The sequence below is a fragment of the Corynebacterium kalidii genome (genome assembly GCF_022869005.1).
GTDB classification, from domain to species: Bacteria; Actinomycetota; Actinomycetes; order Mycobacteriales; family Mycobacteriaceae; genus Corynebacterium; species Corynebacterium kalidii.
In genome coordinates, this window is sequence record NZ_JALIEA010000012.1 from 115541 (window position 1) to 127571 (window position 12031).

General features: G+C 69.3%; 9 protein-coding genes. 7 read left to right on the top strand and 2 right to left on the bottom strand.

The window, feature by feature from the left end:
- Positions 1 to 26 precede the first annotated feature (26 nt).
- The 4 genes from MUN33_RS06340 to MUN33_RS06355 are packed head-to-tail and all read left to right on the top strand — an operon-like array spanning position 27 to position 5454.
- Positions 27 to 2834 (top strand): valine--tRNA ligase, encoded by a 2808-nt coding sequence (locus MUN33_RS06340; protein WP_244804065.1) that lies wholly within the window; start codon positions 27 to 29, stop codon positions 2832 to 2834.
- A 9-nt stretch (positions 2835 to 2843) separates the two neighbouring features.
- Positions 2844 to 4379 (top strand): bifunctional tetrahydrofolate synthase/dihydrofolate synthase, encoded by a 1536-nt coding sequence (gene folC, locus MUN33_RS06345; protein ID WP_369414933.1) that lies wholly within the window; start codon positions 2844 to 2846, stop codon positions 4377 to 4379.
- Complete coding sequence (locus MUN33_RS06350) at positions 4376 to 5026, top strand: LOG family protein (protein WP_244804066.1); 651 nt, start codon at positions 4376 to 4378, stop codon at positions 5024 to 5026. The genes folC and MUN33_RS06350 overlap by 4 nt, the downstream gene beginning before the upstream one ends.
- Positions 5023 to 5454 (top strand): DUF4233 domain-containing protein, encoded by a 432-nt coding sequence (locus MUN33_RS06355; protein ID WP_439647838.1) that lies wholly within the window; start codon positions 5023 to 5025, stop codon positions 5452 to 5454. The genes MUN33_RS06350 and MUN33_RS06355 overlap by 4 nt, the downstream gene beginning before the upstream one ends.
- A 72-nt stretch (positions 5455 to 5526) precedes the next feature.
- Here MUN33_RS06355 and MUN33_RS06360 read toward each other — a convergent pair whose 3' ends face one another.
- Positions 5527 to 5886, bottom strand: a complete 360-nt coding sequence (locus tag MUN33_RS06360) for a GNAT family N-acetyltransferase (RefSeq protein ID WP_244804067.1) — start codon at positions 5884 to 5886, stop codon at positions 5527 to 5529.
- A gap of 99 nt (positions 5887 to 5985) precedes the next feature.
- Here MUN33_RS06360 and MUN33_RS06365 point away from each other — a divergent pair, with 99 nt between their 5' ends.
- Complete coding sequence (locus MUN33_RS06365; protein ID WP_244804068.1) at positions 5986 to 6663, top strand: YoaK family protein; 678 nt, start codon at positions 5986 to 5988, stop codon at positions 6661 to 6663.
- A gap of 34 nt (positions 6664 to 6697) precedes the next feature.
- The gene (gene ndk / locus MUN33_RS06370; protein WP_244804069.1) at positions 6698 to 7108 is read left to right on the top strand and encodes a nucleoside-diphosphate kinase; all 411 of its coding nucleotides are present in this window, start codon (positions 6698 to 6700) and stop codon (positions 7106 to 7108) included.
- A gap of 76 nt (positions 7109 to 7184) precedes the next feature.
- Here the strand turns inward: ndk and MUN33_RS06375 are convergent, their stop codons facing one another.
- Positions 7185 to 7967, bottom strand: coding sequence for a hypothetical protein (locus tag MUN33_RS06375; protein WP_244804070.1), 783 nt, complete (start codon positions 7965 to 7967; stop codon positions 7185 to 7187).
- Between the two features lie 411 nt (positions 7968 to 8378).
- Between MUN33_RS06375 and MUN33_RS06380 the strand changes: the two genes are divergently transcribed.
- Positions 8379 to 11801 carry an Rne/Rng family ribonuclease gene (locus MUN33_RS06380; RefSeq protein ID WP_244804071.1) on the top strand — a complete coding sequence of 1141 codons (3423 nt, stop codon included), beginning with the start codon at positions 8379 to 8381 and terminating at the stop codon, positions 11799 to 11801.
- The last annotated feature ends 230 nt before the right edge of the window (positions 11802 to 12031 follow it).

Consider the following 12031-nt stretch of genomic DNA (forward strand, 5'->3'; position numbering starts at 1 on the left):
CGGCCCCTGCACTAGACTGTTCAACCGTGACTGAACAGACCAGCTCCAGCGCAGCCAGCAGCAGTACCGGGACCGGGAACCGGGCGGACCGGCTCCCGAAACAGTGGACCCCCGCCGACGTCGAATCCGACCTCTACCAGGGGTGGGTCGACGCAGGGTACTTCCACGCGGACGCCACCAGTGACCGCCCGCCGTTCTCCATCGTCCTGCCGCCGCCGAACGTCACCGGCCAGCTGCACATGGGCCACGCCCTGGACCACACCCTCATGGACGCCATGGCGCGGCGTAAGCGCATGCAGGGCTACGAGGTCCTGTGGCTGCCCGGGTCCGACCACGCCGGCATCGCCACGCAGACCAAGGTCGAGGGCATGCTCAAGGAGACCGAGGGCAAGGACCGCTTCGACTACGGTCGTGAGGAGTTCACCGCCAAGGTCTGGGAGTGGAAGCAGCAGTACGGCGGTGTCATCCAGTCGCAGATGCGTGCCATCGGCGACTCGGTGGACTGGGACCGCGAGCGGTTCACCCTGGACGAGGGGCTGTCGCGTGCGGTGCAGACCATCTTCAAGGAACTGTTCGACCGCGGTCTGATCTACCGTGCGAAGCGCATGGTCAACTGGTCGCCGGTGCTGCGCACGGCGATCTCCGACATCGAGGTCGTCTACTCCGACGACGAGGGTGAGCTGGTCACCCTGCGTTACGGCGACGCCTCCGGTGAGGGGGCGCACGTCGACGTCGCCACCACCCGTGTCGAGACGATGCTCGGCGACGTCGCCGTCGCGGTACACCCGGACGACGAGCGGTACCGGGACCTGGTCGGCACACGCCTGCCGCACCCGTTCATCGAGGGCCACAGCATGGTCGTCATCGCCGACGACTACGTCGACCCGGAGTTCGGCACCGGTGCGGTGAAGATCACCCCGGCGCACGACCCGAACGACTTCGAGATGGGCCGCCGCCACGACCTCGACATGCCCGAGGTCATCGACGAGACCGGCCACATCGCGAACACCGGCACCCGTTTCGACGGGATGGACCGCTTCGAGGCTCGCGAGCAGATCCGCCTGGCACTGGAGGAGCAGGGGCGCGTGGTCAAGCGCATCAGCCCCTACGTGCACTCCGTCGGCCACTCGGAGCGCTCCAAGGAGGCCATCGAGCCGCGGCTCTCCGAGCAGTGGTGGGTGAAGGTCGAGGAGCTGGCCCGCATGGCCGGCGACGCGGTGCGCGAGGGCGACACCGTCATCCATCCGGCGTCCCAGGAACCCCGCTGGTTCGACTGGGTCGACGACATGCACGACTGGTGCATCTCCCGCCAGCTGTGGTGGGGCCACCGCATCCCGATCTGGTACGGGCCGGACGGCGAGATCGTGTGCTGCGGCCCTGACGAGGAGGCACCGTCGGGCGAGGGCTGGCACCGTGAGGAGGACGTGCTGGACACCTGGTTCAGCTCGGCGCTGTGGCCGTTCTCCACGATGGGGTGGCCGGAGAACACCGACGAGCTGGCGAAGTTCTACCCGACCTCGGTCCTGGTCACCGGCTACGACATCCTGTTCTTCTGGGTCGCCCGCATGATGATGTTCGCGACCTTCGCCGACACTGTCGAGGGCTCCACCCTGGGCACCGGCGAGCGCGGGACGACCGCGGAGCAGCGGGACGGGCGCCCGCAGGTGCCGTTCACGGACGTCTTCCTGCACGGTCTGGTGCGTGACGAGCACGGCCGCAAGATGTCGAAGTCCCTGGGCAACGGCATCGACCCGATGGACTGGGTGCGTGACTACGGCGCGGACGCCCTGCGCTTCACCCTCGCCCGTGGTGCGAACCCCGGCACCGACCTGCCGATCGGGGAGGACTCCGCACAGTCCTCCCGTAACTTCGCCACCAAGCTGTTCAACGCGACCAAGTTCGCCCTGATGAACGGGGCACGGGTGCTCCCCGCCGGCGGGCAGGACGCCTTCCCGGCCCGCGAGGACCTCACCGACCCGGACCGGTGGATCCTCGACCAGCTCGAGGAGCTGCGCGTCCACGTCGACACCCACCTGGACCGCTACGAGTTCGCCGTGGCGAACGAAGCCCTCTACCGCTTCACCTGGGGCGAGTTCTGCGACTGGTACCTGGAGATCGCCAAGGTCCAGATCCCGCGTGACTGGGACACCGCCTCCGAGGAGGAGCGCACCCGCGGCGAGAACACCCGCCTGGTGCTCGGGCGCGTGCTCGACACAGTCTTCCGCCTGCTGCACCCGTCGATGCCGTTCGTCACTGAGACCCTGTGGACCGTCCTGACCGACGGGGTGGACGGTTACGCCGGCAGCCTCGTCGTCACCGAGTGGCCCACCGAGGCGAACACCAACGGCGGTGCCGCCACCGACACCGACGCGGTCCGCCGTCTCGACGACGTGGAGAAGCTGGTCACCGAGATCCGTCGGTTCCGCGCCGACCAGGGGGTGAAGCCCTCCCAGAAGGTCCCGGGCCGGTTCGACGCCGCCCTGGCCGACCTCGCGGGACTGGAGGACGCCGTGCGCTCCATCGTGAAGCTCACGACCCCTGACGAGGACTTCACCCCGACCGCGTCGGTGGAACTGCGCCTGTCGAGCGCCACGATCACCGTGGAGCTCGACACCTCGGGCACCGTGGACGTCGCCGCCGAGCGCAAGCGCCTGGAGAAGGACCTCGCCGAGGCCAACAAGGAGCTCGAGCGCGCGGACAAGAAGCTCGGCAACGACAACTTCCTGGCCAAGGCGCCGGAGAAGGTCGTCGCCGAGATCCGGGAGCGGCGCGGTATCGCGCTCGACGAGGTCGCCCGCATCACCGCCCGGCTCACCGACCTGGAAGGGAAGTGACCCCCGGCCGTGACTGACGACACCGGTAAGGACGGGGAGTTCGGTGAAGCCGTCCTGAACGCCACCGGCCTTGATCTGCCGATCGACCTCACCGAACCCGCCAACAGCGACGACGACGCCGCGAACCTGGCCCGCCCGGTGACCGCCGAGGACCTCGCCGCACTGGCGGAGGTCGAGGCGGAGCTCAACCAACGGTGGCCCGAGACCAAGATCGACCCGACGCTGGACCGGGTCCGCGACCTCATGGACCTGCTGGGCAACCCCCAGCGTAACTACCAGGCCGTCCACGTCGCCGGGACGAACGGGAAGACCTCGGTGACCCGGATGGTCGAGTCGTTGCTGCGCGCCTTCCACCGGCGTACCGGGCGGACCACCAGCCCGCACCTCCAGCTCGCCACCGAACGTATCGCCGTCGACGGTGCCCCGCTGCACCCGGCGGACTACGTGCGCACCTGGCGTGAGATCGAACCCTTCGTCGCGATGGTCGACGCCCGCTCGGAGGAGTCCGGCGGCCCGCGGATGAGCAAGTTCGAGATCCTCGTCGCCATGGCCTACGCCGCCTTCGCCGACGCCCCTGTCGACGTCGCCGTGGTCGAGGTCGGTATGGGCGGGCGCTGGGACGCCACCAACGTCATCGACGCCGACGTCGCCGTGGTCACCCCGGTCGGGCTCGACCACACCGACTACCTCGGCGACACCCTCGCCGAGATCGCCGGCGAGAAGGCCGGCATCATCAAACAACGGTGGGACGCCGACGACCTGCTCACCCCGCCGGACAACGTGGCCGTCATCGCGGAGCAGGAGCCCGAGGCACTCGAGGTGCTGCTGCGCCAGGCCGTGGAGTCCGACGCCGCGGTCGCCCGCGCCGGCAGCGAGTTCGCCGTCGTGGAATCCACGGTCGCCGTCGGCGGGCAGACGCTCACCCTCAAGGGGCTCGGCGGGGTCTACACCGACATCTTCCTGCCACTGTCCGGTGAGCACCAGGCCCGGAACGCCGCCACGGCCCTGGCCGCCGTCGAGGCCTTCTTCGGCGCCGGCGCGGGCCGGATGCTGGACGAGGAGACCGTCCGACGCGGCTTCGCCCAGGTGACGTCCCCGGGACGGCTCGAACGCGTCCGCGCGACCCCCAGCGTGTTCATCGACGCCTCCCACAACCCCCACGGCGCCCGGGCCCTGGCCCAGGCCATCGACCGGGACTTCTCCTTCAGACGCCTCGTGGGTGTCGTCGGGGTGCTGGGGGACAAGGACGCCCGCGGTATCCTCTCCGCGCTCGAACCCGTCCTCGACGAGGTCGTCGTCACCCAGAACACCTCGCCACGCGCCGTCGACGTCGACACCCTGGCAGAGTACGCCCGCGACGCCTTCGGCGAGGAACGCGTGCACGTCGCGGCGAACCTGCCCGGGGCCGTCGAACTGGCCGTGGAACTCGCCGAGGACGACGGCGGATTCGGTGACTCCCAGGTCTCCGGTGCGGGCGTCCTGGTGACCGGGTCGGTCGTCACCGCCGGTGAGGCACGCACCCTGTTCGGAAAGGACCCCGCATGAGCAGTGTCGCCACAGCAGCCGGCGTCGCCCCGAAACGCGTCGCCCTCTACCTCGGCTCCGCCACCGGCGACAGTCCCGCCTACCGGGACATCACCGTCGCGGTGGTCCGTCACCTCGCCGAACACGGCCACTCGCTGGTCTACGGTGGAGGCTCCGTGGGGCTGATGGGGGTCGCCGCAGACACCGCCCTGGCGGCGGGGATGGACGTCCACGGCGTGATCACCCGTCACCTGTACGACGGCGAGACCGGTCACACCGGCCTGACCAGCCTGGAGATCGTCGACACCATGAACGAGCGTAAGAACCGGATGGCGGAGAACGCCGACGCCATGGTCACCCTGCCGGGAGGCATCGGCACCCTCGAGGAGTTCTTCGAGGTGTGGACCGCGCAGGTGCTCGGGATCCACCACAAGCCCGTCGCCCTCGTCGACGTCGAGGGCTACTGGACACCGCTGCTCGGCATGGTCGACCAGATGGTGTCGCGCGGCTTCTTCTCCGCCGAGCACCGTGACCGGCTCATCCACCTCACCGACGTCTCGCGGCTTAGCGACTCGTTGGACTCCTGGACCCCGGCTGCGGCAAAGTGGTCACAGAAGACGATGCACACGACCACCGGTGTGATGACCGGCGAAACGAGGATCCCGTGAGTGAGAACACCACCCCGTTGGGGCCCGCACACGAGATGCAGGTCGACCCCTTCAAGGGGCTCAAGGGCATGATGGCGGGGATCATGCTCATGGAGGCGATCACCGTCCTGCTGGTGCTCGCGGTGATCGGCGTCGTCGACGACGGCGCCCACGCCACGGCCTTCAACATGGGTTATGTGTCGGTCCTCGGGCTGGCGATGGTGGTGGCGTCGTTCCTGCAGTTCCGCCCGTGGGCGGACAAGATGAACATCGCCCTGCAGGTCTTCGCCGTCATCGGTGTGGTCGTGCACCCGACCATGCTGTTCGTGGCGGTGCTGTTCATCCTCGCCTGGTGGTACACCTACCACCTGCGCGCCAACGTGAAGAGCCGCATGGACAAGGGGCTGCTCCCAGCGCAGCACTACTACATCACAGAAGACCGGGACTGAGCAGACACTGAGCCGGTGCCGGCCCCCGGGGGAGCGGCAGGCACCGGACCCGCAGGGGGCCTCAGGAGCCCGTCAGGCTTCCCCGGCGTGCTGCAGGACGTACTCGTCGGTCTCCGGGGTGGGGTCGGTGACGGGGCCGTCGTACCCGTTGCGCCCGATCCAGGAGGCCACGAACTGGCAGGACGGCACGACCGTGAGTTCAGCTGCCCTGGTGGCGGCCAGAGCCTCGCGCACCAGGATGCTGCCGAGCCCGCGCCCGGTGTAGTCGTCGCCGACGATGGTGTGGTGGAAGATGCGTTCCGACCCGCGGTCGACGAAGTACGTCGCCCCGGCACGGGTGCCGTCCTCGAGATAGAGCGCGTAGGCGTTCCCCTTCGAGGTCAACCGTACGGTGACAGAGTCGCCGTTTTTGTCGGTCAGCTCACCCATCATGTCTCTCCTTCTCCCGCGTACGTGATGCTCCACTGGCATCCTGTCATTCCTGGGTCAAACCTATCAGGGAAACGCCGGTGGCGCGGGTAAGATTTCCGGATGCACACTTACCGCCGCGGGGAACGGTTCCTCGCCCTGTGTCTCGCCGCCGTCGCCGGGTACGCCGACTCGATCGGGTTCATGTTCTACGGGGGCGTCTTCCTGTCGTTCATGTCCGGCAACACCACACGGCTCGCCGTGTCCGTGGTGGAGGACGACACCACGTTGATGTGGCTGGCGGGGCGCTGCATCGTGCTGTTCATGGTCGGTGTGATGGGCGGGGCACTGGTGCACCGGCTCGCCACGCGCCGGTGGGGCCGGCACCGCGCCAGGGAGGCTGTGCTGGCCGCGGTGTCGGTCGCGTTCCTGGCCTCGTCCACCGCCCTGCTGGCGGGCGACGAGGTGCTGGCGGTGTCGCTGCTGTCGGTGGGGGTCGGCGCGATGAACTCGGTGTTCGAGCGTGACGGTGAGGTCAGTATCGCGCTGACGTACATGACCGGCACGCTGGTGAAGGCGGGGCAGCGGTTCGTGGACTCCTTCTTCGGCGGGCATGTCACGGCCTGGGTGTACCCACTGTTCATGGCGCTGTTCCTGGCCGGTGGCGCGGTCGTCGGTGCGCTGGTCTTCTTCAACCTCGGTCTGGTGGCGGTGTACCCGTTGACGGCCTTCCTGGTGGCCGTCGCGGTGGTCAACCACGTGGTCAGGGAACGGCGCAGGCGCCGGGGGTTGCCTCTTTAACTCCCGTTCATCGGCGTTCTGTAGGCTGACACGCATGACTGAACGCACTCTCATCCTCATCAAGCCGGACGGCGTCTCCCGCGGCCTCGTCGGCGAGATCATCGCCCGTATCGAGCGCAAGGGCCTCACCCTCAGTGCCCTGGACCTGCGCGTCGCTGACCGCGAGACCGCGGAGAAGCACTACGCCGAGCACGCCGACAAGCCCTTCTTCGGTGAACTGGTCGACTTCGTGACCTCCGCACCGATGATCGCGGGCATCGTCGAAGGTGAGCGCGCGATCGACGCATGGCGTCAGCTCGCCGGCGGCACCGACCCGGTCGCCAAGGCTGCCCCGGGCTCGATCCGTGGCGACTTCGCGACCTCGGTCGGCGAGAACGTCGTCCACGGCTCGGACTCCCCGGAGTCCGCTGAGCGCGAGATCGGCATCTGGTTCCCGAACCTCTGACCGTCCCCGCGACACCGTGACCTCCCCGCCCCTCGGCGGGGAGGTTTTTCGTGTCCACCGGGGCTCACACCGGGTCTCAGCTGCCCGTCACCAGGGCATCGTGACCCTCGTGGGTGAGCGCCACCCACTCCTCGACCACCGAGTTGCTCTGCCGCTCCCGCAGGACCACCGCCAGTCCGCGGGCGGTCAGGGCGTCGAGCCCGGCGTCCACCCCCGTGTCGTCCTGCGGTGTCGACGTCAACGGACGGGCGTGTGCTGTGAGGACGTCCCGACGCACCTGGCGGCCCCCGGGCACCGCCTGGAAGGCGTGGAGGACAGCGGCCACCGCCTCGGAGTCATCGGCGGGGGACCAGTCGGGCGAGGCGGCGAACAGCGTCGCGGGCGGCCGGTACCCCGGCGGAGAGGCCCCCTCGAGGAAGAAGGCCCGTACGAGGACGACGAAGGAGATGACGCCCACCGCAGCGGCGTACCCCCACCGGCCGGTCGGGGACGGGATGAACTGGCCGGCGACCAGCAGCGGGAAGACGGCTGGCCCGGCGACCGTGACCAGCTTCCGCAGCCTCTGGCGGGGGCTGCGTGGCTCCTCCATGGACCCTCCCAGCGACACCGGTGTCTCCTCGTCGGTCCGCATGGGCGCGTAGCTGTTGGCTCGGAGGCCGGTGGAGCGCAGTGTCCAGCCGAGGTACAGCGCGCCGACGAGGAGGACGGCGGCCAGTGCGAGGAGGACCCACGGGCCGGCCGGCGGGGAGGCTGCGGCGCCGAAGCCGACGGAGACCACGAGGGCGGACAGTATCCGTCCCGACATCGACGGTGAGAAGGAGCTGTGGATGTCCCTGAGAGTTCGGATGGCCTCGCTCATAATAGCCACCGTATCGTGTTCCGGGCCTCTGGGGCATGGCGGGGCGGGGTCGTGGCGTGCGGTGTGCAACAATGTGGGGGGACACGTGCAGCACCCACGTAGACAAGTGGAACCCGCGCCATCATCGGCGTGTCAACCCACCGGCCGGTCGTGGTGTGCTCCGAATGTCCGAAGATTTTTCTTTTACAAGGCACGACACGTGCAGACAACATCGAATATGAATGCCACGGCGGGAGTCCTGCCGGGACGTGTGGACATGGTGGACACGTCGGACATTGTGTGGCTGCGACCTGATCGTCTGTGATCACAGCGCCCGTTGTCCTTCGCGCGAGCCTGCGTCAGGCTGACGACGGCGTCAGCGCGGACGCGACCGGTTCCGTTCCCCGCCCGTGGCACTGTTGAGGAGACAGTATGGCGAACAGTAGCCAGGAACTAGCCGCAGCTGCGGCAGCAGTGACCAGCGGTGACCTGGGGGAGAAGGTCAGGGTCCATGCTCTGGCGAAGGCACTGGGTATCCCGAGTGCACAGATGATCACCGTGCTGGGGGAGCACGGCGTGGAGAACAAGCGTGCCGCCTCCACGGTGCCGAGGGCCGAGGTGGAACGGATCCTCGGCGAACTCGTGGCGGCGGGGGAGAAGCCGGGGACGGCTGCCCCGAAGAAGGCCGTGAAGAAAGCCCCGAAGAAGGCTGCCGCGACGACGGAAACCCCGGTCGCTGCAGGGCCCGCTGAGCCCACTGAGCTCACTGAGCCCACTGAGCCCACTGAGCCGTTCGGGACGCAGACCGGGGGAGAGGACGCCCCGGCGGCGGGCGCGTCCCGCTCGACGAGGCGCCGTGCCCGGCGGTCGACGAAGGTGACCCGCAAGGCCGCCGTGCCGACACGCCCCGTCGACGAGGTGACGGTGGAACCGGTGCAGCAGCCCGCCGCAACGGCCACGCCGCAGCCGACGGATACCGTGGACGCGGGCGAGGCGACCGGTGAGGGTGCCGCGACCGGCTCCACCGGCACGTCCAGCAGCGTGCGACGGCGGCGGAGGCGGAAGGTCAACCGTCCGACGGGCCAGGAGGCCCAGAACAACCGGGACGACCAGAACCACCGGGCCGACCGGGAGTCCGCTGCGGAGACCACCGCGGCGCCCACCGAGCCGTCCCGCCCGCAGAAGCAGCAGGCGAAGGAGAAGGAACAGCCGAAGGAGCAGGCGACGGAACAGGCGACGCCGGAGCCTGCCGCCGAGGAACCCCGCCCGCTCGTCCGCCGTCGGATCGTCCGTCGCGTCGGGTCCCGGAGCGCCGCCGCGGGAGCCGAGGAGTTGCGTCGCGAGCGTCAGCGCGACGCCGCAGCGGCATCGGCCGCCGACGAGTCCACCGGAGGCGCGGCGGACGGGGACCGGGGTGAGTCCGGCGAGTCCTCCTCCACCTCACGTCGTCGTCGGGGGAGCCGTGGTCGGGGTCGCGGCCGTGGTGACCAGATCGACGACCAGCAGGGCAACACCACTGGCCCGGCTGGCTCGGCCGACTCCACCGGTTCCGCCGACTCCGCGGATGCCGCCGGGGCCGCGGCCCAGACCCCCGCGCAGCCGGAGCAGGAGCCGACACCGGTCGTCGACGAGCCGGTGAAGCTCAAGGGCTCCACCCGGCTGGAGTCCAAGCGCCGGTGGCGCCAGGAGCAGGGCAACGAGAAGCACCGGGTGGTTACCCGTGCAGAGTTCATCGCCCGCCGCGAGAACATCTTCCGGTCCATGGTCGTCCGCGACGCACACCGGAAGGACGGCGACGGGTGGACCACCCAGGTCGGTGTCGTCGAGGACGGTCTGCTCGTCGAGCACTTCGTCACCAGCGACGACCAGCAGTCCACGGTCGGCAACATCTACCTCGGCCGGGTCCAGAACGTGCTGTCCAGCATGGAGGCCGCCTTCATCGACATCGGCACCGGCCGTAACGCCGTGCTCTACGCCAGCGAGGTCGACTGGCGCTCCGAGCACGTGCGCGGTCGGTCCCGCCGCATTGAGTCGGCGCTGAAGCAGGGCGACCAGGTCCTGGTGCAGGTCACCAAGGAGCCCCTGGGGCACAAGGGCGCCCGGCTGACCAACCGGGTGAGCTTCGCGGGACGCTACCTGGTGTACGTCCCCGGTGGCCGGACCCAGGGCATCTCCCGGAAACTGCCGGAGGCCGAGCGTAAACGGCTGAAGGCGATCCTGCAGCGGGTCGTCCCCGGTGACGGCGGCACGATCATCCGTACCGCCGCCGAGGGTGTCAGCGAGGAGAAGATCGCCGAGGACGTCGACCGGCTGCACCGCCGGTGGCTGGAGATCACCGAGAGGGAGAACGAGGAACGCGCCAAGAAGGGCGCCACCCCGGTCACCCTCTACGAGGAGCCGAACCTCCTGGTCAAGGTGGTCCGCGACCTGTTCAACGAGGACTTCAACGAGCTCGTCGTCGACGGACGCCGGTCCTGGCAGCGGGTCCGTGACTACGTGCACCGTATGGCCCCGGACCTGGAGAACCGCGTGGTCCGGTGGAACCCGGAGGAGCACGGCGGGGACGACGTCTTCGCCGCCTACGAGCTCGACGCGCAGCTCGCCAACGCGCTGGGCCGGAAGATCTGGCTGCCTTCCGGTGGCTACCTGATCATCGACAAGACCGAGGCGATGACGGTCATCGACGTCAACACCGGAAGCTTCGTCGGCTCCGGAGGCAACCTCGAGGAGACGGTCACCAAGAACAACCTGGAGGCCGCCGAGGAGATCGTCCGGCAGATGAGGCTGCGCGACATCGGCGGGATGATCGTCGTCGACTTCGTGGACATGGTGCTCCAGGAGAACCGTGACCTGCTGCTGCGCCGGCTCAACGAGTTCCTCGCCGCCGACCGCACCCGGCACAAGGTGTCCGAGGTGACCAGCCTCGGGCTGGTGCAGATGACCCGTAAGCGGCTCGGTGCCGGACTGGTGGAGACCTACTCCACGACCTGTGAGGCCTGCGACGGTCGCGGGGTCATCCTGCATGACGACCCCGTCCAGCACGACGAGGCCGAGGAGAGCCGCGAGCGTCGCGACCACGGCGGACGTGAGGGACTCAAGCAGGCCCGGCACGAGCAGGAGATCCGCAGGCGCTACGAGGACAGCGCCATCGAGGACGCGCCGGCCCCGGCGCAGGAGGACCTCCAGGCCACCGCCGCTGCGGCGGAGGCGGCCGACGAGAGTGCAGACAGCGCAGACAGTGACTCCAGTGACGTTTACGGCATCGTCGCCCGGGCGTTGACCCGCGCGGGTGAGGAAGACCCGGACGAGCCCACCGGTGCGGACTACGTGGCCGACGATGCGGCCGGCGACGTGACCGAGGCGTTGGTGCGTGGGATCGTGCAGGAGGACGCCCCGGCGGCGCCCGCCGAGGCCCGCCATGACGCGACGGCGGTCGAGACGGAGACGGTCCGTCGTCGGGACCGCCGCGGTCGACGGCTCGTGCGTCGCGTCACCCCGGTCGCCGAGCAGACCGCCGAGACCGACGCGCCCGCTGTGGAGGCGTCGTCTGAGGCAGCGGCAGCCCCGGCGGAGGAGTTCGCCAAGGCGAAGGAGGAGTTCGAACGGTCCCCGCGTCGTCGGCGCCGTGTGCGGGGCAACTCGCGTTCGGATGTCGCGCCGAAGGCCGAGGACTTCGGTCTCGGCAGGGAGCGCACCGCGCAGCAGGACCACGGGACCGCCGGGACCACCCGGGCCGCCGGTACCGCTGAGGTCCCCGAGGCGCCGGTGGTGACTGAGGCGGCGCAGACCCCGCAGGCCCCTCAGGTGCGTTCGGACCGTCGTGGACGGCGCCGGGTCGTGCGCAGCGGGCGGTGAATTACCGGCGTGTCGTTCCCACCCCGGGTGACACCACGAGATTTTGTTTTCCCGGGGTATGGCGGTAGCCTTGCATCGTCGCTGTTCGACCGTTGGTCGACCGTGTCCGTCAGCGTGTCTCTAGACATCACGGACGCGCCGCACGTCCGGCGCCGTGTCGTCCAGGTTGAACGCAGTGAAATAAGCAATGAAGTCCAGTCAGATTGCCTTTTCAGGCCGTGTCCCGCAGT